This window comes from Kitasatospora sp. NPDC085895 (assembly GCF_040702125.1).
GTDB classification, from domain to species: domain Bacteria; phylum Actinomycetota; class Actinomycetes; order Streptomycetales; family Streptomycetaceae; genus Kitasatospora; species Kitasatospora arboriphila.
The window spans coordinates 49,508-73,448 of record NZ_JBFBJY010000039.1 but is presented as its reverse complement, the minus strand read 5'-3'; the positions used below and the strand labels follow the sequence as shown (position 1 = coordinate 73,448).

The 23,941-nt window shown below is 72.9% G+C and carries 18 protein-coding genes; 4 read left to right on the top strand and 14 right to left on the bottom strand.

Annotation, left to right across the window (positions count from 1 at the left end; translation table 11 throughout):
* Positions 1-1,710, bottom strand: a 1,710-nt coding sequence (locus tag AB0442_RS23590; protein ID WP_366165103.1) for an FAD-binding dehydrogenase, incomplete at its 3' end; no start/stop codon positions are given.
* Positions 1,711-2,000: 290 nt separating this feature from the next.
* Between AB0442_RS23590 and AB0442_RS23585 the strand changes: the two genes are divergently transcribed.
* Positions 2,001-2,927: an SGNH/GDSL hydrolase family protein gene (locus AB0442_RS23585; RefSeq protein WP_366165102.1), complete on the top strand. Its 927-nt coding sequence runs from the start codon at positions 2,001-2,003 to the stop codon at positions 2,925-2,927.
* A 37-nt stretch (positions 2,928-2,964) separates the two neighbouring features.
* Here AB0442_RS23585 and AB0442_RS23580 read toward each other — a convergent pair whose 3' ends face one another.
* The 7 genes from AB0442_RS23580 to AB0442_RS23550 all read right to left on the bottom strand — a co-directional run bounded on the left by AB0442_RS23580 (position 2,965) and on the right by AB0442_RS23550 (position 12,168).
* Positions 2,965-3,900, bottom strand: coding sequence for a nucleotidyl transferase AbiEii/AbiGii toxin family protein (locus tag AB0442_RS23580; protein ID WP_366165100.1), 936 nt, complete (start codon positions 3,898-3,900; stop codon positions 2,965-2,967).
* A 9-nt stretch (positions 3,901-3,909) separates the two neighbouring features.
* Positions 3,910-4,701, bottom strand: coding sequence for a WYL domain-containing protein (locus AB0442_RS23575; RefSeq protein WP_363540279.1), 792 nt, complete (start codon positions 4,699-4,701; stop codon positions 3,910-3,912).
* Between the two features lie 16 nt (positions 4,702-4,717).
* A complete protein-coding gene (locus AB0442_RS23570) occupies positions 4,718-5,650 on the bottom strand; it encodes an alpha/beta hydrolase (RefSeq protein ID WP_366165098.1) in 933 nt (310 codons plus the stop codon).
* A 171-nt stretch (positions 5,651-5,821) separates the two neighbouring features.
* Positions 5,822-8,266: an endonuclease/exonuclease/phosphatase family protein gene (locus AB0442_RS23565; protein ID WP_366165096.1), complete on the bottom strand. Its 2,445-nt coding sequence runs from the start codon at positions 8,264-8,266 to the stop codon at positions 5,822-5,824.
* A 281-nt stretch (positions 8,267-8,547) separates the two neighbouring features.
* A complete protein-coding gene (locus AB0442_RS23560) occupies positions 8,548-9,504 on the bottom strand; it encodes an RIO1 family regulatory kinase/ATPase (protein ID WP_344623116.1) in 957 nt (318 codons plus the stop codon).
* Between the two features lie 249 nt (positions 9,505-9,753).
* Entirely contained in the window at positions 9,754-10,974 is a 1,221-nt protein-coding gene (locus AB0442_RS23555; RefSeq protein WP_366165095.1) for a HEAT repeat domain-containing protein, read from the bottom strand.
* An 87-nt stretch (positions 10,975-11,061) separates the two neighbouring features.
* Positions 11,062-12,168 (bottom strand): HoxN/HupN/NixA family nickel/cobalt transporter, encoded by a 1,107-nt coding sequence (locus AB0442_RS23550; protein WP_359982978.1) that lies wholly within the window; start codon positions 12,166-12,168, stop codon positions 11,062-11,064.
* A 313-nt stretch (positions 12,169-12,481) separates the two neighbouring features.
* On the opposite strand from AB0442_RS23550, the gene AB0442_RS23545 reads away from it, so the two are divergent.
* Positions 12,482-13,420, top strand: coding sequence for a hydrolase (locus AB0442_RS23545; protein ID WP_366165094.1), 939 nt, complete (start codon positions 12,482-12,484; stop codon positions 13,418-13,420).
* Between the two features lie 171 nt (positions 13,421-13,591).
* Positions 13,592-15,535: a CocE/NonD family hydrolase gene (locus AB0442_RS23540; protein WP_366165093.1), complete on the top strand. Its 1,944-nt coding sequence runs from the start codon at positions 13,592-13,594 to the stop codon at positions 15,533-15,535.
* Positions 15,536-15,676: 141 nt separating this feature from the next.
* Here AB0442_RS23540 and AB0442_RS23535 read toward each other — a convergent pair whose 3' ends face one another.
* The 6 genes from AB0442_RS23535 to AB0442_RS23510 all read right to left on the bottom strand — a co-directional run bounded on the left by AB0442_RS23535 (position 15,677) and on the right by AB0442_RS23510 (position 22,496).
* Entirely contained in the window at positions 15,677-16,879 is a 1,203-nt protein-coding gene (locus AB0442_RS23535; protein ID WP_366165091.1) for an FAD-dependent oxidoreductase, read from the bottom strand.
* Positions 16,880-17,000: 121 nt separating this feature from the next.
* A complete protein-coding gene (locus tag AB0442_RS23530) occupies positions 17,001-17,945 on the bottom strand; it encodes an RNA polymerase sigma-70 factor (RefSeq protein WP_366165090.1) in 945 nt (314 codons plus the stop codon).
* Between the two features lie 107 nt (positions 17,946-18,052).
* Complete coding sequence (locus tag AB0442_RS23525; RefSeq protein ID WP_366165088.1) at positions 18,053-19,393, bottom strand: GH1 family beta-glucosidase; 1,341 nt, start codon at positions 19,391-19,393, stop codon at positions 18,053-18,055.
* Between the two features lie 20 nt (positions 19,394-19,413).
* Positions 19,414-20,256 carry a carbohydrate ABC transporter permease gene (locus AB0442_RS23520; RefSeq protein WP_366165086.1) on the bottom strand — a complete coding sequence of 281 codons (843 nt, stop codon included), beginning with the start codon at positions 20,254-20,256 and terminating at the stop codon, positions 19,414-19,416.
* The gene (locus AB0442_RS23515) at positions 20,249-21,178 is read right to left on the bottom strand and encodes a sugar ABC transporter permease (RefSeq protein ID WP_366165084.1); all 930 of its coding nucleotides are present in this window, start codon (positions 21,176-21,178) and stop codon (positions 20,249-20,251) included. The genes AB0442_RS23520 and AB0442_RS23515 overlap by 8 nt, the downstream gene beginning before the upstream one ends.
* Before the next feature lies 1 nt (position 21,179).
* On the bottom strand, positions 21,180-22,496 hold the full coding sequence (locus AB0442_RS23510) for a sugar ABC transporter substrate-binding protein (protein WP_366165082.1): 1,317 nt from the start codon (positions 22,494-22,496) through the stop codon (positions 21,180-21,182).
* 164 nt (positions 22,497-22,660) lie between these two features.
* On the opposite strand from AB0442_RS23510, the gene AB0442_RS23505 reads away from it, so the two are divergent.
* Positions 22,661-23,902 (top strand): ROK family transcriptional regulator, encoded by a 1,242-nt coding sequence (locus AB0442_RS23505; RefSeq protein WP_366165080.1) that lies wholly within the window; start codon positions 22,661-22,663, stop codon positions 23,900-23,902.
* The last annotated feature ends 39 nt before the right edge of the window (positions 23,903-23,941 follow it).

Below are 23,941 nucleotides of genomic sequence, written 5' to 3'. Positions count from 1 at the left end.
GAGCGCCAGGACGGCGGACGCCCACTGCCCGCCCGCGGTGTAGCCGACGAGCGGCATCGCTCGCCGACGGCCCGCGGCCCGGCCCGCGGCCCGGCCGGAGAAGAGGCAGCCACCGAGGAAGGTGCCCTCCAGGGCGCGGTAGCCGTGCACGCCGCCGCCGCCGAAGCCGGCCGCCTCACCGGCCGCGTACAGGCCGTCGAGCACGGTGCCGTCGGCGCGCAGCACCCGCGAGGAGAGGTCGGTCTCCAGGCCGCCGAGCGACTTGCGGGTGAGGATGTTGAGCCGCACGGCGATCAGCGGGCCGGCCTTGGGGTCGAGCAGCCGGTGCGGGGTCGCGGTGCGGATCAGCTTGTCGCCGAGGTAACGGCGGGCCCCGTGGACGGCGGTGACCTGGAGGTCCTTGGAGAACGGGTTGGCCATCTCGCGGTCCCGGGCCTCGACCTCGCGGCGCAGCTCGGCGGCGTCGATCGGTGCCCCGGGCGTCTTGGCGTTCATGCCGCGGACGAGTTCGTCGAGGGTGTCGGCGACGACGAAGTCCACGCCGTGCTCCTTGAACGCCTCGACCGGACCGGTCGCACCGGGCAGCGCCCGGCCCAGCACGCCCCTGACGGACTTCCCGGTGAGGTCGGGGTTCTGCTCGGAGCCGGAGAGGGCGAACTCCTTCTCGATGATCTTCTGGGTGAGGACGAACCAGGTGTGGTCGTACCCGGTGGTCATGATGTGTTCGAGGGTGCCGAGGGTGTCGAAGCCGGGGAAGAGCGGGACGGGCAGCCGGTGGCCGCGGGCGTCCAGCCAGAGCGAGGACGGGCCGGGCAGGATCCGGATGCCGTGCATCGGCCAGATCGGGTCCCAGTTCTCGATGCCCTCGGTGTAGTGCCACATCCGGTCGCCGTTGATCAGGTGGCCGCCGGCGTCCCCGGCGATGCCCAGCATCAGGCCGTCGACGTGGGCGGGCACGCCGGAGAGCATCCGCTCGGGCGGGGTGCCGAGGCGGGCGGGCCAGGCCTTGCGGACCAGGTCGTGGTTGCCGCCGATACCGCCGGAGGCCACGATCACGGCCTGCGCGCGGAGTTCGAAGGATCCGGTGGCCTCGCGGGAGCTGGACTCGCCGCGCTTGGCGGCGCTGGGGGCGAGGATCTCGCCGCTGACGGTGTCCAGGGTGCCGCCGGTCGCGGCGAGGGCGGTGACCCGGTGGCGGAAGCGGAAGTCGACCAGGCCCTTGCCGGCCGCGGCCTTGACCCGGCGGGCGAAGGGTTCCACCAGGCCGGGGCCGGTGCCCCAGGTGATGTGGAAGCGCGGCACCGAGTTGCCGGGGCCGGTGGCGGTGAGACCGCCGCGCTCGGCCCAGCCGACCACCGGGAAGAACCGCACCCCGCGCTCGTGCAGCCAGGCGCGCTTCTCGCCGGCGGCGAAGTCGACGTAGGCCTCGGCCCAGCGGCGCGGCCAGGCGTCCTCGGGGCGGTCGAAGCCGGCGGTGCCGAGCCAGTCCTGCCAGGCGAGGTCGCGGGAGTCCCGGATGCGCATGCGGCGCTGCTCGGGCGAGTCGACCAGGAAGAGGCCGCCGAAGGACCAGTGGGCCTGGCCGCCGAGCGAGGCCGCGGGCTCCTGGTCGAGGAGGATCACCCTGCGGCCGGCCTCGGCCAGTTCGGCGGTGGCGACCAGGCCGGCGAGGCCCGCTCCGATCACGATCACGTCGGCGTCGAGTGCCATCCGGGCGGTCCTCCAGGGCTGGGAGCGGCTTGTCGATCTCGGTGTGACCAGCATGGTGCGCCCCTGGCCGGGCGCAGGTCAACCGGCCGGTAACCCCACCGCCGGAATTTCGCTCCACCGAGTAGTGGAAATGCCGAACGCTTCACCGTGGAGCGTAATTCGGGGCGCGATATGACGGAATTTCAGACGTGAATTGGGTGTCGAATATCTGGACAACTGCGTTAACGTGCCAGTAACTTACCGAGCAGTAACGCCCCCACCCGTCCCGTTTCTCTCCCCCAGGAGGAACCGTGTTCAGCCGTGCCCTGAAGCGTTCGTCCGTCCTGGTCGGCGCCGTCCTCGCGAGCACCGCCGCGGGACTGCTCGGCGCCCCCGCCGCGAACGCCGCGGACTCGGGCGGCGACTACGTCGCCCTCGGAGACTCGTACGCGGCCGGCGCCGGCGTCCCCTCGCAGTACGCCGGGCTCTGCCTGCGGTCGAGCAAGAACTACGGCCACCTGGTCGCAGCCGAACTCGGCAGTGCCAGTTACCGCGACGCGACCTGCGGCGCCGCCAAGGTCTCCGACCTGACGGAGGCCCAGTACGACGCCTTCCTCCGGGTCAACGACCCGCAGCTCGACTCCGTCTCGGCCGGCACCGACCTGGTCACCCTCGGCATCGGCGGCAACGAGCTCGGCACCTCCGACCTCGGCATCGGCGACGTCATCGCCACCTGTATGGCGGGCGCCGTGGTCAACCCCTTCGGCACCCCCTGCAAGGACGTCTACGCCCACGGCCACTGGGACTTCCGCACCTGGTCCTGGCAGTGGGGCACGGACACCCTGGTCAACCGGATCGACGCGGCCGGCCCGCAGATCGCCGCCGCCCTGCAGAAGATCCACGCCAAGGCGCCGCACGCCAAGGTGCTGCTGGTCGGCTACCCGTCGGTGCTGCCCGACAACGAGCGCAACTGCATCGGCCGCCAGCCCATCACCACCGGTGACGTCGCCTACCTGCGCGGCGTCCTGCACCGGCTGAACGACGAGCTCGCCGCCACGGCCGCCGCCAACGGCGCCACCTACGTCGACACCCTCACCCCCACCCGCGGCCACGACGTCTGCTCCGACGACCGCTGGATGGAGGGCGCCCTGCCCGGCTCCCCCGCCGTGCCCTTCCACCCCAACGCCACCGGCGAGAAGGTGATGGCCCGGGCCGTCCTCGCAGCGCTCGGCAAGTAGCGGGACCGGCGAACGCATGAGGGGTGCCCGGCACCCCTCATGCGTTCGCCGCCAGGGCGCGCACCAGGCGGTCCAGCCACGCTTCCGGGGTGCCCGGGAAGCCCTGCCAGTCGACGCGGCAGTGCGGCAGGTCCGCGGGGCCGACCGGGTGCGGGGCGCGGCGCAGCACCCGGTGCAGCAGGCCGCCGCCGAGCGCGGTGGCCGGATGCTCGGCGAGCAGGACGGCGTCGTGGAGGTCCTTGCCGCGGGCGGCGCCGCCGCCGGTGCCCTCGGCGAGCAGCCACAGCAGCTTCCAGGCCAGCGAGAGTTCGCGGCTCGCGGTGGGCAGGACGGCGGGCGGGCCGCCGTCGGCGCGCGGCACCGCGGTGAACACCGGTGGCTCGGGCAGCGGTTCGTCCCACGCGCAGTCGATCCGCAGGGTGCCCGGCGGGAGCCCGTCGGCCGTCCACGGGATCGTCAGCCGCAGGCCGGTGGCGCCGCCGCCGTAGGGGGCGTAGTAGCCGCCGAGGCCCTCGTGCCGGGCGGCCCCGGCGTCGATCCGCAGGCCGGGCGCCGCCTCGGGGGCGTCACGCAGCCGGTCGAGCAGATCGCCGTACGGCACGTCCTCCGGTTCGGTGTCGGGCAGCCAGTGCAGGCCCTCGGGCGGGAGCCGGACCCGCGGGCCGCGCGGCTCGGCGCCCTCCGGGTCCCAGAGTTCGGCGGCGCCCGCGCCGTGCGCGGTCTGCGGATCGCAGAGCACCGCGTCGGCGGTGTCGAGGTGCGGGTACGGGTCCAGCGGGTCGATCGGCACCGCGGGGACGGGTCGCAGCACGAAGTCGAGGTCGGCGGGCGGCCGGGCGCTCTCCGGGCACCAGGCGGCGAGGACGGCGCTGCCGCGCAGCACCAGGCCGTCGATCCACGGTGCGCCGGCGGCGGTCGCGAGCACGTGGTCGAGGCCGGCCCGGTGGGCCTCGGCGGTCGTCCGGCTGGTCACGGCCGCACGCTAGCGGCCGGCACCGACAGCCGGACGGGCCGGACGGCCTGGGCGGACCGCCGGATCCGTTCCTTCGGACCGCCCCGACCGGCCGGCGAGTTCGGCCAGCACGGCGGGCCGTCCCGCGCCGGCGGCGGTCGAGCCGTGGAGCAGTCCGGCCAGGTCGCGGGGGTGAGCCCGTTCACCGGTCGGAGCCGCCGCGGAGATCCGGTCCAACCGGAAGCCGCGGCCAGCCCTGCGGATGCGGCACCAGGCGATCAGGTACCACCGGCCCCCGGCTGTGAGCAGGCCGGCCGGTTCCACGACGCGGTCGCTCTCCCGCCCTTCCGCGTCGGTGTAGGACAGCCGCAGCACCGTGCCGTCGGCGAGTGCCTGCTCCACCGCGGTGCGGATCGCGGGGTCGCCGTGCCCGGGCAGGGCGACGACGCGGGCGGCGAACTCCCGGGCCGCGGCCGAGGCGGGACCGGTCATCGCGGCCGTGATCTTCTGGGCTGCGGTGCGGGCCGCACCCGCGTAGGGGGTGGCGGCGCCGACCGCGGCGAGCGCGGCGGTCAGCGCCGAGGCCTCCTCGGCGGTGAGGCGGATCGGCGGAAGCGTCGTCCCGGGGTCGACCGACCAGCCGCCGCCTCGTCCGGTCACGGCACGCACCGGGACGCCGGCCTCCATCAGGGTCTGGAGGTCGCGCTGCACCGTTCGCCCGCTGACCTCGAACCGCCCGGCGAGCACCGCGACCGTCAGGGGTCGCGGCGCCGCCGCGCGCAACTCCTCGACCAGCGCGTACAGTCGGGCGGTTCGCTTCATGCCGTCGACGCTACCCTCACGCGGCGGCCAGGAAGTCCCGTTCCCGCCGCACCTCCCGCTCGGTGGCGGTCAGCGGGAAGAGGGTGAAGCCGTGCATCGCACCGGCGACGACGCCGAGGTGCGCGCGCCCGCCCGCCGCCCGCCACCGGGCGGCCAGGAACAGCGAGTCGTCGAGCAGCGGGTCCTCGGTACCGACGACGATCCGGGCGGGCGGCAGCCCGGTGAGGTCCGCGAACAGCGGCGAGATCTCCGGGCTGCGGCGCCCCTCTTCCCCCGCCCCGGGCGTGAACAGCTCGTAACTGTCCTGCAGGGAGTCGGTGTTGCTCAGCAGCCGGCGTGGGCCGAAGTTGCGCTGGCTCGGTGTCATCGACAGGTCGTAGACGCCGTAGCGCAGGTGGGCCGCGCGGAACGCTCCGGTGAGGCCGTGCCGGTCGCGCAGGCGCAGCAGCGTCAGCACGGCGAGGTGGGCGCCGGCCGACTCGCCGCCGATCAGCAGCCGTTCGGTGCCGAACTCGGACGCCGCGTGCTCCACCAGCCACGACGCTGCGGCTTCGCAGTCGTCGGGCCCGGCGGGGAAGGGATGTTCGGGGGCGAGGCGGTAGTCGACGCTCACCACGGCCAGCCGCGCCTGCTCGGCGAGCCCCCACAGCCGCTCGTCCTGGCCGTCCGCGGAGCCGAACGCCCAGCCGCCCCCGTGGATGTGCAGGTAGACGCCGGTCACCTGTTCCGGGACGAAGGCCCTCACCCGGACGCCGCCCGCGACGGTGCGGTCCCGGCCGTGCGCCAGCCTCACCGGCGGGGTGTCCCCGCCGAGCCGGTTGCGCCGCAGGTGGGCCAGTACGGCGGCGTCGGGTGCCCGTCCGCGGGCCGGGCGGCCCGCGGCGGCGGCCTCGAACTGCGCGTTGAACGCCAGGGTCTCGGAGAGGCAGTCCTCGTCTGTGATCGTCATGACCCCGACTGTGCCGGTTGCCTGCGACAGCGTCCTGTCACCCTTTTCCTGTGAACCGCGTCACCCCGGGCCTTCTGACGGCGGAACGGGCGCGGGCGGCGGGTCGACGGGAACGCCGGCGGGGCGCGGCCCGGGGAGGTCCCGGGCCGCGCCCCGCCGTTCAGCCGCGGGTCACGGCTTGATGCGCACGATCTGCGGGTCGTGGTCGCTCGCCTGCGAGGCGAACTCGCTGTTGACGTGCACCACGTCGTAGTCGGCGTGCTGGCGCTTCAGGCCGGGGCTGACCAGGATGTGGTCGAGCACCTGCGAGTTGCCCTGGTAGACGTACGAGTAACGCTCGGACGCCGGCAGCTCGTTGACCAGGTCGCGGAGCACTCCGCCCTCGGTGAGGGTCTGCAGCGCGGGCGAGAACTGGTAGTCGTTGAAGTCGCCGAGGGAGACCACGCGGGCGCCCGGGTCGGCGGCGAGCAGCTTGGCCACGAAGGCGTGCTCGACGGCGGCCTGCTTGGCGCGCTGCACCTCGGAGCTGCGGGTCGGGGCCTGGAAGCGGCTGTCGATGCCCTGGTCGCCGCCCTTGCTGTTGAAGTGGTTGGCGATCACGAAGATCGGCTTGCCCTTGAAGGAGAACTGGCCGACCAGCGGCTTGCGGCTGGTGGTCCAGGCCTCGTTGCCCGGGTCGATGCGGCCCGGGGAGGCGGTCAGCGCGGTGGACTTGCCGGTGCCGGTGACGTCGACCGCGGTGGTGGAGTCGCCGCCGGGGATGTCGGTGAAGGAGATCCGGGCGGGGTTGAACAGGAAGACCTGGCGGATGTTGCCGCCGGGCTCGCCGCCGTCCTTGCCGTCGACCGGGTCGATGGAGCGCCACTCGTAGGCCGGGCCGCCGGCCGCCTTGATGGCCGCGACGAACTTGGCGACGGTGGCGCCCGCGGTGACGGTGCCGTCGTTGACCGCGCCGTTGTCGTCCTGGATCTCCTCGAGGGCGACCACGTCGGGCGAGCGCAGGTTGGTGACGATGCCCTGGGCGAGCTGGGCGAACTTCTCGTCCGGGTCGGACGGGTCGAGGTTCTCCACGTTGTACGTGGCGATGGTGGCCTCGCTCGGCAGCGGGCGGGCGGTGACCTCGCGCTTGAGCCCGTTGTCCTTGAGCGCGCCCATCGTGGTGGCCGCGACGGTGTAGCCGCCGAACTGGTTGTAGTCGAGCGGGCCGGCGGTGGTGCCGGTGAGGCGGTCGCCCACGTTGGCGACCGGGAAGGCGCCCTCGGCGGCCGGGATCAGCGACTGCACCATCAGGCGGCCGGTGTTCGGCTTGTCGTAGCCGAGGTAGACGACGCCGCCGCGGCGGGTGGCCGGGTCCTCGCAGGAGGCGTCCACCCACAGCTCGTTGTACTTGTCGGTGGCCTGGACGACGCGGGCGTCGGCGACCTCGACCCGCATGCCCTCCAGCGACTCGTACAGGTCGAGCGCGTAGGTAGCGGGCTGCAGCGGCAGGTTCTCGATGGTGGCGCCGGCGGCCTCGGGGGCGTAGGCGGCGGGGATGCTGCGGCCGTCGAGGCGGACGGCGGCGGGCAGCGGGTTGCCGGAGGAGAGCACGGTGGTCTTCGGCGCGCTCAGCTCGGTGACGGACTGGCTGCCGCCGGTGAACGACGGGTAGTACTCGGTGACCTTGGCGGTGACCAGCACCGAGTCGCCGACCTTGACGGTCGGGGCGGCGCTGCCGGTGTAGACGAAGACCGCCTCGCTGGTGGCCGGGTCGGCGTCCGGGGTGGCGTCCTGGATCCAGAAGCCCTTGGAGCCGGTGGTGCGCACGCCGGTGACGATGCCGGGGATGCCGGGGATGGTGCTGCCGGCCTTCGGGGATATCCGGGTGTTGCCCTGGATGTCGTGGATGCGGACGGTGCCGGGCTCGGTCGGGCCGGTGGAGCCCGAGCCGTCGCCGGCGTCGGCGGTCTCGCCCTTGCTGTTGACCGGGGTGGGCACGCCGGCCTTCAGGTCGGCGGCGTTGTCGTCGGTGTCGGGCAGGCCGGCGCCGCGGGCGACCGAGGCGGTGTTGCTCGCGCCGGCGGCGGAGGCGCTGCCCTCGTGGACGACGGCGGTGCCGAAGCCGACCAGGTCGCGGATCCGGGTGTCGGCGGCGCAGTCCGCGGCGGTCTTGCAGGTCAGCGGGGCGGTGCCCTGGACGAGCGCGACGGTGCCGGAGGTGCCGGACAGGGCGAGGGTGCCGGAGGCGTCCGGGGTGGGCAGGGCGACGGTGCCGCCGGTGCCCGCGGCCTCGGCGATCAGGAAGCGGCCGCCGGGCGCGATCGCGCCGCTCAGCGGAGTGACGCTCCAGGTGCTGCTGGCGCCCGGGGTGCCGGAGATGTACTGGACGCTCCAGCCGTCGAGGCCGAAGGCGGCGCCGCCCTTGTTGGCGAGCTCGATGAAGTCGTTCTTCAGCGTGGCGCCCGAGTTGCCGCCGCCGCCGTAGACCTCGGAGACGACCGCGTCGGCGGAGGGCGCGGCGGTGGCGAAGGGCAGCGGCACGAGGACCAGCGAGGCCGCCACGGAGGAGGACAGCACGGTCGCGCGCAGCAGTCTCCGGCGGGAGCGGGGGTTGCGGGCGGCGGTGGTTTCGGTCACCGGGAGGGGCTCCTTAATCTGCCGGCGGACGCGGGTCCACCGCGTGCGGGCAGCACGGTCACCCGGCGGACGTGGGCTCACCGGGTGCTGAGGGTGTGTCAGAGTTGGTGACTACTCGCGTAGATACCGTGCAGTAAGATACGCGCGTAGAAGGTGACACGACAAGACATCCTGCGTTAACTCTCGGCAGACGCCGCATGCCCTCCCGCCGCCGAGGCACCGTCAGGGTCCGCACCGGGCAGGCCGCGAGGGCCTGACCGGTGCGGACGTCCGACGCCCGGCTACCCCAGCCGCGCGTCCGCGGCGAGCGAGCCGACCAGCTCCTCCACCCGCCCCTCGGGCAGGCCCCGCGACACGAACCAGGCCCCCACGTTGCGCACGTCCCGCTCCAGGAAGGACAGCCCGCGCGGGTTGGCGACCACGTCGACGATCTGCGGCACGTCGATGATCACCAGTCGGCCGTCGTGGACGAGGATGTTGTACGCGGAGAGGTCGCCGTGCGCGTAACCGTCGACGGCGAGCAGCGACAGGCTGCGGCCGAGCTGCTCCCACAGGTCCTCGACGTCCGCCTCCTCGGCACGGAGCTGGGCCAGCCGGGGCGCGGCCGCGCCGTCCCCGTCGCCGACGAACTCCATCAGGATCTCCGTCCCGGTGATCTGCACCGGGTACGGGACGGCCACCCCCGCCGACCAGAGCCGGCACAGCGCGGCGAACTCGGCCCCGGCCCACTGCCCGGCGATGGCCTCCTTGCCGAAGGCGGTGCGCTTGGCCATCGCCCGGGTGATCCGGGACTCCTTGTGCTGACGGCCCTCCAGGTAGCCGGAGTCGCGGTGGAACATCCGGTGCTGGGCGTCCCGGTAGCGCTTGGCGGCCATCAGGGTGCGGCGGCCGGTGCCCGGCACCGCGCGCTCCAGCAGGAAGACGTCGGCCTCCTTGCCGGTCTTCACGATCCCGAGCTCGGTGTCCACGGCCGCGAGTTCGGTCACCACCCAGTCGGGGCGCGGCTCGGGCCCCTTCTCGGTGGGGGTGGACCGGTCCCAGGTGGACCAGCGGTCGCCCTCGGCCGGGCCGTCGGACACGGCCGGGGCGGGGTCGTCGAAGCCCTCGGGGAACGCGGCCGCGGAGGGGACGTACTCGGGCTCGAAGTCGTCGAACCGGTCGGACCGGCGGCCGCGCCGCGGCCCGCCCTTGGGGCGGATACGGGAGAAGGAATCGCTGTCGGCAAAGCGCTCGCGCACTGCGGTGGCTCCTGAGGAGTGGCCCACCGGGTGCGTCGGACGCGACGCGCTGTCAGCCGGTGGGGAGGTGACGATCGAGGGAGGCGGATGGCGCGCACGCGAAGGCGCGCCGCGACACGGCGGCAACCATCCGGACACACCTCCTCGACGTCGGGTCCTCGCACGGCGTTCGCGAGGACGTCAGCACACTAGCCGCTCCTGCCGACGGCGCAACCGAATATCGAGCCGGCCCGGCACCGCGTCCGCACCTCAGGTCTCCTGCGCACCCGTGGACACGGGGTCGATCAGTCCGGCGTAGGCGCGCAGCTCGGGGCGTCCGGTGGGCACCTTCCACCGGCGCAGGGCGTCCATCGACGGCCCGCCCTCCTCGCTCTCGGCGAGGAAGCGCACGACCCGCTGCTGTGCCTCGCTCAACTCGCCGAAGCTCTGCGGCGGAGCGGCGGGAGCCTCCGGGAAGGCCAGCGAGAGCAGCGTGTGCACCGTGTAGTACCGGTCATCGAACGCTTCGAGGCCCGTACAGCCGGCCAGGCCGGCCAGCACGGCCTCGACCGCCCGGAGCGTCCCGCCTTCGGGCGTTTCGGCCAGGGCCATCGCCGCGAGGGCGCAGTAGGAGCCGCTCAGGAAGGACATCGTCCCGGTCCTCTCCGGTGGCCGGGCGACGACCTCGATCAGCACGTCGACGACGGCCGGGCCGGTGATGCCCGACCGCGTCAACGCGAAGGCGGAGGCCCAGCGCAGCTCCACGACCGGGCTGTCCAGGTGGTGCTGGACGAAGGGGGCGGCCGCCGGCTCGCCGAGCAGACCGAGGGCGACCAGTCCCGTCGCCGCGGCGCCGGGCGAGTCCTCTCCGGCGACGAACGCCTGCAACAGCGGGACCGACATCGCCGCGGACTCGGGGAACCAGGCGAACAGGTTCGCCGTCCCGGCCCGCAGTTCGGGGCTGTCCGAGTTCAGCAGGACGGCGAGTTCGGGAAGTGCCTCCCGCACGGCGTCGTAGCAGCGGACCACCGCTTCGGCGTCGATGAGCACCTGCGCCCGGCTGCCCTCGCGCTGTGTGCGCTGCTCGTCGTCCGCCGCCTCCGCGATCCACCGGGCCCAGTCGTCGGCCTCGCCGTGCAGCTCCTCCAGGTGGGCACGGTCCTCCCGGAGGTCGTAGCCGTTCGGCAGGTGGTTGTTGTCCAGTCCGATCGCGATGGCGACCAGCAGGGCGACGAACTCGTGCCTGTCGGCCAGTCCCGGGTCGAGTGCCATCCGCACGAGGAACGGCACGGTGTGCACCGCGGCCTGCGACCGGGTGCCCTGGTGCACGATGTGGTTCGCGAGCTGCGCACTCGGCGGGTAGCGGCCCTCCCGCACCCCCGCCCGCATCGCCCGGAGGTGTCCCGGGACGTCCTCGGCCGTGCCGTAGGAGTGCTGGAGCCGGGCCCAGGGCACGTCGTCCAGGCCGGCGAGAGGGTCGGTGTCCGTCACGGCAGCAGGTGCTGGCACACCGGTACGACACCCCGGCCGGCGCTCCTTGCACCTCCCCGACCTGCCCGAAGGCCGAACCCGGCCGCGCTACTCGGCCTCGGCGGCGGCCGGCTCGCGGACGGCCGCCGACCACTTCTGCTCGACCTTGCCGAGCTTCCAGTAGGCGATCGCACCGGCCCAGGTGACCACGAAGAGGCCGACGATGGCGTAGCCGACCATGTTGAGGTCGAGTTCGGCGATCCAGCCGATCGGGCCGGCGGTGATGCCGAGCTTCTCGGCGAGCAGGCCGACCAGCTCGACGACGCCGATGACCAGGGCGACCAGCACCGACAGGCCGGTGACGGTGAGGTTGTAGTAGATCTTGCGGACCGGCTTGGAGAACGCCCACTCGTAGGCGAAGTTCATGAACGACCCGTCGATGGTGTCGAGCAGGCTCATGCCGGCCGCGAAGAGGACCGGCAGCACCAGCAGCGCGTACCAGGGCAGCGAGAAGGCGGCGGCGCCGCCGGCCAGGACGAGCAGCGAGACCTCGGTGGCGGTGTCGAAGCCGAGGCCGAAGAGCAAGCCGACCGGGTACATGTGCCAGGGCTTGGTGACGGCCCGGGTGACCCGGCCGAGGATCCGGTTGAGGAAGCCGCGCTTGTCGAGCTGGCGCTCCAGCTCCGCCTCGTCGAACTCGCCGTCCTTCATCCTGCGGAAGACCTTGAGGATGCCGTTGAAGGCACCGAGGTTGATCAGGCCGATCAGCACCAGGAAGGTACCGGAGACGGAGACGCCGATCAGGCCGGTGGCGGTGTGCAGCGCCGACTCGTCGGACTCGACCTGCCCGGCCAGCGAGCGGATGCCGAAGGCCAGCAGCGCGCAGAGGCCGAAGACGATCGAGGAGTGGCCGAGCGAGAACCAGAAGCCGACGGAGAGCGGCCGCTTGCCCTGGCCCATCAGCTTGCGGGTGGTGTTGTCGATCGCGGCGATGTGGTCGGCGTCGAAGGCGTGCCGCATGCCGAGGGTGTAGGCGGTCAGGCCCATGCCGGCGCCGAAGACCTGGCCGCCGACGTCGTAGTGGCGCGGGGCGATCACGGCGAGCAGGGTGAACCAGCCGACGACGTGGAGGGCCAGCACGAAGCCGCCCATGCCGGCGAGCCGGATCCACTCCTCACGGGTGAGCCGGTCGCGCAGGCGGCTTGGCGTTGACATGGGAGTCCTCCCGGCAGCTGACGGATGAGCCGGGCCATACTTTCGCCCCCAGGACTCAATTGCAAGTCATATGCAACTGCTGAACCGAGGCACACCGAGCTGCACCGATGCACCGGGGGCGCATTCCGCGCAGGACATGTCACACGACGTACCCGATCCCTTAACCTCCCGCGTCTTCCTCCAGCCTCTTCTACGCGCGGATACTCGGCTCGGTGCTCGGATCTACGCGCGGATACCCCAACCGTCCGCGTGCGGTTCCGGGCGCGGGTACCACTGCCCCCCAATCCCCCAACTCCCCACGGAGGAACGGCAGATGATCGGCACTCGCACCATCCGCACGAACGCGGCCCTGGCCGCCGGCGCCGTCCTGGCAGCCACCCTCACGGGTCTCGCGGCGCCCGCCGCCCCGGCCGCGGCCGCCACCCCCCACCGGGTGCTCTTCGACAACAGCAAGGCCGAGACCGCCGGCAACGCCGACTGGATCATCAGCACCAGCCAGCCCGACCCGCTCGGCCAGAACGCCGACCCCAGCACCGAGAAGAGCTGGACGGGCGCCCTCTCCGCCTGGGGCGTCGCCCTGCAGAAGACCGGCGGCTACAGCCTCAAGACGCTGCCGTCCGGCTCGACCATCAGCTACGGCACCGGCGCCGCGCTCGACCTCGCCAACTTCGACACCTTCGTGATCCCCGAGCCCAACATCCGCTTCTCCACCGCCGAGAAGACCGCCATCATGCGGTTCGTGCAGAACGGCGGCGGGCTCTTCCTCGTCTCCGACCACAGCAACAGCGACCGCAACAACGACGGCTGGGACAGCCCCGAGATCATCAACGACCTCTTCACCAGCAACGGCGTCGACAACACCTCGCCGTTCGGCTTCTCGGCCGACGTGAAGACCATCAGCACCGACAACCCGCGGGCGGTCAACAACTCCGCCGACCCGGTGCTGCACGGCGCCTTCGGCAACGTCACCGGCTCGATCCTGCGCTCCGGCACCACCTTCACCCTCACCCCCTCCGCCAACTCCTCCGTCAAGGGCCTGGTCTACCGGACGGGCTACAGCGGCAACACCGGCGCCTTCTTCGTCACCAGCACCTTCGGCAGCGGCCGGGTCGCCGCCTGGGGGGACAGCTCCCCGATCGACGACGGCACCGGCCAGTCCGGCAACACCCTGTACGACGGCTGGAACGACCCGGCCGGCACCGACGCGGCGCTCGCCCTGAACGCCACCGCCTGGCTCGCCAAGGCCTCCTGAACCAGCCCGCCCGGCAGCCCCCGTCCCGCGGTGCGCGCCGCGGGACGGGGCACCGCCGGCCGCCCCGGACCGGCTGCGGCCCGGGGCGGCCCGGTGGAAATGGCGCCCGGCCGCGCCCATCCTGGGGAGGTCGGGCCCGCCCGGGCCACCGTACGACCCCACGGAGGGCCCATGCAGCAGCCGGCCCCGTACCCCTACCGCACCACCCGCGAGGACGTCCGGATCGCCATGCCGGACGGCACCCGCCTCGCCGCCCGCCTCTGGCTGCCGGTCACCGACCACCCGGTGCCCGCCCTGCTCGAACACCACCCCGGCGGGCTCGGCGACACCACCGCCGTCCGCGACGCCCAACGCCACCCCTGGTACGCCGGCCACGGCTACGCCTCGCTGCGCGTCGACGCCCGCGGCCACGGCAGCTCCGAAGGCAGCCCGGCCGACCCCGCCTCCCCCGCCGGCACCGACGACGGACTCGCCCTGCTCGACTGGCTCACCGCCCGGCCCTGGTCCAACGGCCGGGCCGGCACCTTCGGCATCGGCCGCGGCGGCACCGCCGCCCTCGCCCTCGCCGCCCGCGCCCCCGAAGCACTCGCCGCCGTGGTCGCCGTCTGCGCGGACGACCGCACCGCACCACGGCGGGACCTGGCCGGCGCGCCGCTCGCCGCCGCCGTGCACGGCGGATCCGCCGCCCGGCTCGCCGCCGCCTGCCGCCCGCCCGACCCCCGCTACACCGGGGACCACTGGCGGCGGCTCTGGCTGGAACGCCTCGCCGCCGTCGATCCCGGCGCCGACGACGAGGGCGGGCCGATCGACCTCCGGGCGGTCCGCGCCGCCGTCCTCGCCTTCGGCGGCTGGGCCGACCCGCAGGCCGGCACCGTGCTGCGCCTGGTCGAGGAACTCGGCCCGGACGCCCGCGGCGTCCTCGGTCCCTGGCCGCACCAGTACCCCGACCAGGGCCTGCCGCCCGGCCCGGCGATCGGCTTCCTCCAGGAGACCCTGCGCTGGTGGGACCACTGGCTCAGGGGCGCCGACACCGGCGTCCTCAAGGAACCCGCCCTGCGCAGCTGGATGAACGAGTCGGTGCCGCCCGCCCCCTCCTACGCCAACCGGCCCGGCCGCTGGATCGGCGACGACGGCTGGCCCTCCCCCGACGTCCGCGAGGTGCACTACGGCCTCGACGACGCGCTGCGCACCGCCGGGACGCCCTCCGGCGAGCGCTTCGTCCCCGTTCGCTCCCCGCAGCACACCGGCATCGACGCCGGGGCGCTCCGGCCGGCCGGCGGCGCGGCCGACCTGCCGCCGGACCAGCGCGAGGAGGACGGCCGCTCGGTCTGCTTCGACTCGGTGCCGCTGCCGGAACCCGAGGAACTGCTCGGCGGGCCGGCGCTGCGGCTGCGGGTGCGCTGCGACGGCCGCCACAGGCAGGTCGCGGCCCGGCTCTGCGACGTGGCACCGGACGGATCGTCCACGCTGGTCACCCGGGGTGCGGCGGCGCTGGCCGGCGGCACCGGCCCGGTCGAGGTGGAGGTGGAGCTCGCCCCGGTCGCGCACGCCTTCCCCGCCGGGCACCGGATCCGGCTGGCGCTCTCCTCGGCGTACTGGCCCTGGCTGTGGCCGGTCGCGGAGACCGGCGGCTTCGAGGTGGACCCGAGCGGCTCGGTGCTGACGCTGCCGGTGCGGCACCTGGCCGCGGACGCCGGCAGCGGGCCGGTCACCTTCGACCCGCCCGAGCAGGCGCCCGTCCCCGCCGAGCTGCACCCCGAGCCGCTGGTCTCGCATCCGGAGCGGCAGGTGGTGCACGACGTGGCCGCGGGCGAGTGGCGGCTGCAGCTCGCCCGGCCGGCCGGGGCGACGGTGCACCCGGACGGCCTCGCCGAGGAGGAGCACGTGCTGGAGGCGTACCGGATCCGGGCCGACGACCCGCTGGGCGCCCGGGCCAGGACCGACCGGACGCTCCGGCTGGAGCGGACGGACATCGGCTGGGACGTCACCCTGCAGCTCCGCTCCGAGGCGAGCTGCGACGCCGGGCACCTCACCGTCCACGACCACCTGCGCGCCCTGGAGGGCGGCGACGTGATCTTCGAACGCCACTGGCGCCGCCGCCTGCCGCGAAGCTAGGGCAAACCACGGGCGGGTCACTGTGCGATCAGGGCAGGCCCCGGTCCTGTACGGAGACCCACATCCGAATTGCGCAGTTCTCCCCCAGCCTTCGGCCGGGAGGTGCCCCCACGCGCCCCTGATCTGTGGTTGCCCCCCGGGTCAGGCCACGGCCTCCGCCCGTGCGGGGTCGGGAAGCTCGCCGCGGACGACGCGTCGGCGGCGGGAGGGCATGCCCACGGTCGGGTTGGCGACGCCCCAGGCCGCGCCCTTGCAGATCAGTTCCTTGTAGAGGGCGGCCACGCGGCCGGTCAGGGCGCGGTCGACCGCCCGGTCGTCGGCGGTGACGAACTGGATCAGGCCCTCCTTGCGGCCGAGGGAGATGCACTGCTGGAAGTAGCGGACGGGGACGCGGGGGACCTTGGTGCCGGCGAGCCTGGCCGCGAGGGCGTCGGCGGCCTGCCAGGCCATCGGGACGCCCGAGGCGCAGGACATGCGCAGCGGCTTGCCCTCGGGGCCGATCGCCATCGCGGCGTCGCCGACGGCGTACACGTCCGGGTGGGAGACCGAGCGCATCGTGTCGTCGACCACGATCCGGCCGCCCTCGGCGAGTTCCAGGGTGGTGGCCGCGGCGATCGGGTGGGCGGCGAAGCCGGTGGTCCAGATCGTGACCGCGGCGGGGATGTCCCGGCCGTCGGCGGTCGTCACGCGGTCCCCCGCCACGGCGGTGACCTCGGCGTTCTCGTGGACGGTGATGCCGAGCCCGTCCACCACCTTCCGCAGGTGGGCGCGGCCCTTGTCCGAGAGCCAGTCGCCGAGGGCACCGCGGGCGGCCAGGGCGACGTCGAGGTCGGGGCGGGCCTCGGCGATCTCGGTCGCGGCCTCCAGGCCGGTCAGGCCGCCGCCGATGACGGTCACGGGGCGGCCGGCCTCCAGGGCGGCGAGCCGGTCGCGGAGGCGGAGGGCGCCGGGGCGGCCGGAGATGTCGTGGGCGTGTTCGGCGGCGCCGGGGACACCCCCGTCGTTCCACCCGCTGCCGAGGGCGTAGACCAGGGTGTCGTACGCCAGCTCCTCCCGGCCGTGGCCGTTGGCGGCGGTGACGGTCACGCTCTTGCGGTCCACGTCGACGGCGGTGACCTTCGCGAGCTTCAGTGCCACGCCGGTGCCCGCGAACATCTCGTCGAACGGCCGGGGCCTGAGGTCCTGGCCGGCCGCGAGCTGGTGCAGCCGGACCCGCTCGACGAAGTCGGGCTCGGGGTTGACGAGGGTGATGGCGACGTCCTCGCGGTGCAGCCGCTTGGCGAGGCGGCCGGCGGCGACGGCTCCGGTGTAGCCGGCTCCGAGGACGACGATGCGGTGCTGCATGTCCGTGCTCCTGTCTGGAGGTTCCGCCGCTGTCTCTGCGCGGTTTCGCCCCTTGAACCGGGCAACCCTGGGTTTCCTGACAGGATCGGGGTGTGAAGCACGTCACATCATGTCGGAGGGTTCAGAGGACGACGAGCGGGGCCCTCCCGTGGTCCCCGGCGGCCCACTGTCCGGTCGCGCGGACGAGCTTGTCGGGGTTGACCTGGCTGCGCACGGCGGCGATGCCGTCGGCGGTGACCTCCAGGCAGGTGATCCCGACGACCCGGCCGTCCACGACCGCCACGACGGCGGGACCGCCGTTGGCGATCGCGACGTGGATCTCGGCCGCGCCGCCGATGTGGGCCCGCTTGGCCTCGCTGGGCTTGAACAGGCCGCGCAGGAACTTCGCGACCGCGAGCGCGCCCTCGAACGCCTTCGCGCGGGCCGGGACCTTCCCGCCGCCGTCGCCGACCGAGACGGCGTCCTGGGTGAGCAGCCGCACCAGGGGTTCGGTGCGGCCGCTGGTCGCCGCGGCGAGGAACTCCTCGACGATCCGCCGGGCGGCGACCTCGTCGATCTCGGTGCGCGCCCTGCCGTCCGCGACGTGCTTCTTGGCCCGGTGGTGGATCTGCTGGCTGGCGGCCTCGCTGATGCCGAGGATCTCGGCGATCTCGCGGTGCGGGTAACCGAAGGCCTCGCGCAGCACGTACACCGCCCGCTCGTTGGGCGACAGGCGCTCCAGCAGGACGAGGACGGCGTACGACACCGAGTCGCGCTGCTCGGCGGTGTCGGCGGGGCCGAGCATCGGGTCGCCGGCGAGCAGCGGCTCGGGGAGCCAGGCCCCGACGTACGTCTCGCGCCGGGCGCGTGCCGAAGTGAGCACGTTGAGGCAGATGTTGGTGAGGACCTTGGTCAGCCAGGCCTCCAGCACCTCGATCCGCCCGGTGTCGGCGGCCTGCCAGCGCAGGAAGGTCTCCTGGACGGCGTCCTCGGCCTCGCTCGCCGAACCGAGCAACCGGTAGGCGATGGCTTCCAGCCGGGGCCTCGCGGCCTCGAACCGGTCCACGTCGCTCATGATCAGGGCCATGCCCGCGATCCTAGCCGCCCCCGGGCCGGAGCGGACCTGCGAGGACGACGCACGAGGGGCGTGGCCGTGAGGGTTCCGGCGGCCGCCGCGGCCGGAACCCTCACGGGTCAGCGGGCGCGGTGGTTGCGGATGATCTCCGCGTACCGCTCGCCGCTGGCCTTCACGGTGCGCCGCTGGGTGTCGTAGTCGACGTGCACCAGGCCGAACCGCTTGTCGTAGCCGTACGCCCACTCGAAGTTGTCGAGCAGCGACCAGGCGAAGTAGCCGGCCAGCGGGGCGCCCTCGGCGACCGCGCGGGCGCAGGCGTCCAGGTGGCCCTCCAGGTAGGCGGTGCGCTCCGGGTCCTCGATCCGGCCGTCCGCCGTGACGGTGTCACGGTAGGCGGAGCCGTTCTCGGTGATGTAGATCTTCCGGACGCCGTACTCCTCGGTGAGGCGCATCAGCAGCTGGTGGATGCCCTCGGCGTCCACCTCCCAGCCCATGGCGGTGTGTTCGGCGTTGCGGCCGGGGGCCTGCCGGAACTGCGGCACGGCGCCGGTCGGGTCGTCCTCGACGAACTGGCGGAAGTAGTAGTTGAGGCCGATCCAGTCGAGCGGGGCCGAGATGAGCTCCATGTCGCCGTCGCGGACGGGGAGTTCGACGCCGTAGAGCTTGACCATGTCCTCCGGGTAGCCGCGGCCGAGGACCGGGTCGAGCCACCAGCGGTTGATGTGGCCGTCGGCGCGGACGGCGGCGAGGCGGTCGGCCTCGCTGTCGGAGGCCGGGATGATCGGGCTGAGGTTGTTGACGATGCCGACCTGGACGTCCGGGTGGGCCGCACGCAGCGCCTGCACGGCGTAGCCGTGTCCCAGGTGCAGGTGGTAGGAGGTGCGGACGGCCGCGGTGAGGTCCGTCCAGCCCGGGGCCATCTTGCCCTCGAGGTGGCCGATCCAGGAGGAGCAGAGCGGCTCGTTGAGGGTGGCCCAGTGCTTGACGCGGTCGCCGAGGCGGTCGGCGACGACGGCCGCGTACTCGCCGAAGCGCTCGGCGGTGGCGCGCTCGGGCCAGCCGCCGCGGTCCTGCTGGGCCTGCGGGAGGTCCCAGTGGTACAGGGTGCCGTGCGGGGTGATGCCGGCGTCCAGCAGGCCGTCGACCAGGCGGTCGTAGAAGGCGAGGCCCTCGGCGTTGATCCGGCCGTCGGCCTGCGGCACCACGCGGGGCCAGGCGACGGAGAAGCGGTAGGCGCCGAGGCCGAGCCGCTTCATGAGGCCGATGTCCTCGCCGTAGCGGTGGTAGTGGTCGCAGGCGGTGTCGCCGTGGTCGCCGTTGTCGATCTTCCCGGGGGTGTGGGAGAAGGTGTCCCAGATGGAGGGCGCGCGGCCGTCCTCGTCCACGGCACCCTCGATCTGGTACGCGGAGGTGGCCGCGCCCCAGACGAAGTCGTCCGGCAGGGCGTTGAGGTCGTTCACAACTGGCCTTTCAATCAGGGTCACTTGACGGCGCCGGCGGTGAGTCCGGCGACGAGGTAGCGCTGCAGCAGGAGGAATCCGGCGACGACCGGGACGCTGACCACCAGGGAGGCGGCCATGACCTGGTTCCAGTAGACGTCGTTGAGCGTCGCGTAGCCCTGGAGGCCGACGGCGAGGGTGCGGGTCTCGTCGTTGGTCATGACGGAGGCGAAGAGGACCTCGCCCCAGGCGGTCATGAAGGCGTACACGGCGACGGCGACGATGCCGGGGACGGCGGCCGGGATGATGATCTGCACCAGGGCCCGGACGGGGCCGCAGCCGTCGACCAGGGCTGCCTCGTCGAGGTCCCGCGGGATGGAGTCGAAGTAGCCGACCAGCATCCAGATCGAGAAGGGCAGCGAGAAGGTGAGGTAGGTGAGGACCAGTCCGCCGCGGCTGCCGTAGAGGGCGACGCCGGTGCTGTTGCCGATGTTGACGAAGATGAGGAACAGCGGCAGCAGGAAGAGGATGCCGGGGAACATCTGCGTCGACAGCACGGTGACGGTGAACAGCCGGCGGCCGCGGAAGCGGTAGCGGCTGACGCCGTACGCGGCGAGGATCGCGATGAGCACCGAGAAGATCGTCGCTCCGCCGGCCACGATGATCGAGTTGACGAAGTACTTGCCGAGCGGGACGGTCTTCCAGATGTCGAAGTAGGGCCGGACGGTGAGCGTGCTCGGTATCCAGCGGAACGGCCCCTGGACGTCCTGGAGCGGCTTCAGCGAGGAGCTGACCATGACGCCGACCGGGACGAGGGTGAAGACCGCGAGCAGGGCGAGCACGATCCGGCGGATCCACCGGAAGGACGCGGGCGGGTTAATCATCGGCGCCCCTCCGACGCGAGGTGATGAACAGGTAGACCGACGTCACCAGCAGCAGGAACAGCAGGAGCAGCACCGACATGGCGGAGCCCGCGCCGAAGTTCCAGGTGACGAAGGAGGACTGGTAGATGTGGATGGAGATGAGGTCCGAGGCCTCCGGTGCCGACTTGCCGAACAGCACGTACGGCGTGTTGAAGTCGTTGAAGGTCCAGAGGAAGAGGACCAGCACGAGCACCAGGTTGACCGGGCGCAGCGAGGGCAGGGTGATCCGGCGGATCTGCTGCCAGACGCCGGCGCCGTCCATCGCGGCGGCCTCGTAGAGCTCGCGGGGGATGTTCTGCAGACCGGCCGTCAGGGTGAGGAAGGCGAACGGCCAGGAGCGCCAGACGGAGACGGTGACGAGCGCGGTGAAGCTGTTGTCGCCGATCAACCAGAACGGCCGGTCCGAGGTGAGGTGGAGCTGGTCGTGGATGACGTGGTTGACCAGTCCGGTGTCCCGCTGGAACATGAACGACCAGGTGATGACGGCCGCGTAGACCGGCAGGGCGTAGGGCAGCAGGAAGGCTGCGCGGAGCAGCCCCCTGCCTCTGAAGGCGTCCTGCATCATGATCGCCGCCGTGGTGCCCACCAGCCAGGAGAGGCCGACGGCGAGGATCGTGAAGGCGCAGGTCACCCAGAACGAGTTGAGCAGCGACCGGCCGACGGGGGCACTGAAGTCCACCGCCAGGTGGTAGTTCCCGAGGCCGGTCCACGGTGCGGACGACCAGTCCCGGATGAAGAACTGGGTGAGCTGTTTGAAGCTCATCACGATGCCGACCACCATGGGCACCAGGTGGATCAGCAGCTCCAGGAGCAGCGCCGGGAGCAGGAGCAGGTAGGGCAGGCCCTTGGGGGTCAGGCGCAGTCGGCCGAGTCGCTGTCGCACGTCAGTTGGCCGGCATCTGCTGCTGGGCCTTGGTGAGTTCGGCCTTGACGGACTCGTCGGTGACCGGCTTGCCGGCGGCGGCCGCGGCGAGCAGGTTCTTGACGGCGGTGCCGACGAGGGTCTCGTACTGGCTCTCGTCGGCGACCTGCGGAAGCGGCTGGGCGCTGGAGCCGAGGACCTTGGAGAGGGCCTGGAGCTCGGGGGTCGCGAAGGCGGCGTCGCCCTGGGCGTCCTTGACCGGCGGGATCGAGCCGTAGGTCTTGTTGAGCTGGATCTGCTCGTCCTTGCCGGTCATGAACTTCACGAAGTCCAGTGCGCCGTTCAGGTTCTTGGTGTTCTTGAAGACGGCGAGGTTGATGCCGGCGACCATGGAGCTGGTGAGCTTGGTGCCGGAGGCGCCCGCGGGGACGGGGACGGGGGCGACGCCGTAGTCGTCCGGGTTCATGCCGTGCGACTTGAGGTTGGCGCCGGCCGACTGCCACATCATCATCCCGACCTTGCCGGTGGCGAAGTCGGTGAGGGTCTGGTTGTTGGCGTACTCGGCGTTGCCCGGGGCGGCGATCTTGTCCTTGGCGATCAGGTCGACGTACTGCTTGATCGCGGCGACGGCCTCGGGGGTGTCGAAGGCGGGCTTGCCGGAGGCGTCGAACCAGTCGGCACCGTGCTGCTTGCCGAGGGTGAAGGCGTGGTGGACGTTCTCGGAGACGTTGCCGCCCTCGACGGCGATGCCGTACTTGCCGTCCTTGGTGAGCTTCTGGCCGTCGGCGACCAGCTCGTCCCAGGTGGCCGGCGGGCGCTCGATGCCGGCGGCCTGGAACATCTTCTTGTTGTAGTAGAGGCCGTAGGCCATCGAGTACAGCGGGACGGCGGCCGGGTCCTTGCCCGCCGCGCCGGCGGAGGCGATGGTGGCGGGCAGGAAGCGGTCCTTGCCGCCGATCTTGCCGAAGGTCGCGTCGTCGAAGGGCAGCAGGGCGCCGGTGGCCTGGAGCGAGGCGGACCAGGTGTTGCCGATGTTGAGGACGTCGGGGCCCTGGCCGGAGGTGGTGGCGGCGAGGATGCGGTTGAGCAGGTCGGACCAGGGGATGACCTCGAGCTTGACCTTGATGCCGGTCTGCTGCTCGAACTTTCTCAGCTCGGGCTCCAGGACCTGCTTGTCGTTCTCGAGGCTGGTGCCCTGGTTGCTGGCCCAGTACGTCAGCGTCTTGGGGCTGCTGTTGTCGCCGGAGCCGCCGGTGCCGGAGCCGCCTCCGCAGGCGGTGGCGGTGAGTGCAAGAGTCGCGACCACGGCGGTCGCGGCAGCCAGACGGTTGATACGCATGACCATGCCCCTCTCGGGCGGGTGGATGGCGTGGTGGGGGTGGAAGGGCCCCGGCCGGGGTGCGAGCCCCGGAGAGGGCTTTCTTCAGGCCGTGATTTAACGTGTGAGAAAAGCTGGCGTCAAGAGGACGTGCAGCGCTAGATTCGCTGCAGGAGGGAGAACCGATGGCAGAGCGAGGCAAGCAGACGGTCCGCGACCTGCGGCGCGGCAGCAGATCGACCCTTTTGCAACGGTTGTATTTCGAAGGGCCGCTCAGCAGGCAGGAGTTGGGCCAGATCAGCGGGCTCAGCGCCGGTTCGGTCAGCAACGTGATCGGCGAACTGCTGGCGGACGGGCTGGTCGAGGAGTGCGGATCGGTCGAGTCGGACGGCGGCCGGCCCCGCATCCTGCTGCAGGTGCCGCCCGAGCGGGCCCACCTGGTCGGCGTCGACGTCGGCGAGACCCAGGTGCGGGTCGCGCTCTTCGACCTGGGGCTCACCGAGCTCGCCGCCAGCGACCACCCGCTCTCGGACTGCGGGCACGACTCCGACCACGTGGTGGAGCTGATCCTCACCGGGCTCGCCGAGGTGCTGCACGCCACCGGCACCGACCCGGCCACCGTGCTCGGCGTCGGCGTCGGCGTGCCCGGCATCGTCGAGCAGGGCGACCCGGGCACCGACGGCCTCGGCATCGTGGTGCACAGCCAGACCGTGGACTGGGACGCCGTACCGCTCGGCCGGATGCTGCGGGCCGGCACCGACCTGCCGCTCTACGTGGACAACGGCGCCAAGACGCTCGGCCAGGCCGAGATGTGGTTCGGCGCGGGCCGCGGCGCCCGGCACGCGGTGGTCGCGCTGTTCGGCTCCGGCGTCGGCGCCTGCGTGATCGCCGAGGGCGCCCGCTTCCGCGGCGCCACCAGCAGCGCGGGCGAGTGGGGCCACACCAAGGTGCACGTGGGCGGCCGGCTCTGCCGGTGCGGCTCGCGCGGCTGCCTGGAGGCCTACGTCGGCGCGGAGGCACTGGTCGAACGCTGGGGCCGGGCGCCCGCCGGGTCCAGCGAGAAGGCCGGGCTGGCCGCCCTGCTGGCCGCCGCCGAGGCGGGCGAGCAGGACGCCGTCGACCTGCTGGCCGAGGCCTCGGAGTACTTCGGCGCGGCCATCGCCGACCTGATCAACCTGTTCAACCCGGAGCGGATCGTGATCGGCGGCTGGGCCGGGCTGATGCTCGGGCCGCGCCTGCTGCCCGCGATCCGGGACGCGGCCACCGCCTACGCCCTGCGCTTCCCCCGGGCACAGACCTCGATCGACCTCGGCCTGCTCGGGCCGGACGCCGTCACCGTGGGCGCGGCCACCCTGCCGCTCTGGCACTTCCTGCAGTCCGGCGGCGAGCTGCCCGCCCGACTGTCCGCCGCGGCCGCCACCGGCTGAGCCGCACCCCCGCGACCTGCGCGAACCCGCCGTCCACTG

Coding starts and splice junctions, on each gene's coding strand:
- AB0442_RS23545 (WP_366165094.1), top strand. CDS start 12,482: ATGATCGGCACTCGCACCATCCGCACGAACGCGGCCCTGGCCGCCGGC.
- AB0442_RS23540 (WP_366165093.1), top strand. CDS start 13,592: ATGCAGCAGCCGGCCCCGTACCCCTACCGCACCACCCGCGAGGACGTC.
- AB0442_RS23530 (WP_366165090.1), bottom strand. CDS start 17,945: ATGGCCCTGATCATGAGCGACGTGGACCGGTTCGAGGCCGCGAGGCCC.
- AB0442_RS23570 (WP_366165098.1), bottom strand. CDS start 5,650: ATGACGATCACAGACGAGGACTGCCTCTCCGAGACCCTGGCGTTCAAC.
- AB0442_RS23535 (WP_366165091.1), bottom strand. CDS start 16,879: ATGCAGCACCGCATCGTCGTCCTCGGAGCCGGCTACACCGGAGCCGTC.
- AB0442_RS23505 (WP_366165080.1), top strand. CDS start 22,661: ATGGCAGAGCGAGGCAAGCAGACGGTCCGCGACCTGCGGCGCGGCAGC.
- AB0442_RS23575 (WP_363540279.1), bottom strand. CDS start 4,701: ATGAAGCGAACCGCCCGACTGTACGCGCTGGTCGAGGAGTTGCGCGCG.
- AB0442_RS23510 (WP_366165082.1), bottom strand. CDS start 22,496: ATGCGTATCAACCGTCTGGCTGCCGCGACCGCCGTGGTCGCGACTCTT.
- AB0442_RS23520 (WP_366165086.1), bottom strand. CDS start 20,256: ATGATTAACCCGCCCGCGTCCTTCCGGTGGATCCGCCGGATCGTGCTC.
- AB0442_RS23550 (WP_359982978.1), bottom strand. CDS start 12,168: ATGTCAACGCCAAGCCGCCTGCGCGACCGGCTCACCCGTGAGGAGTGG.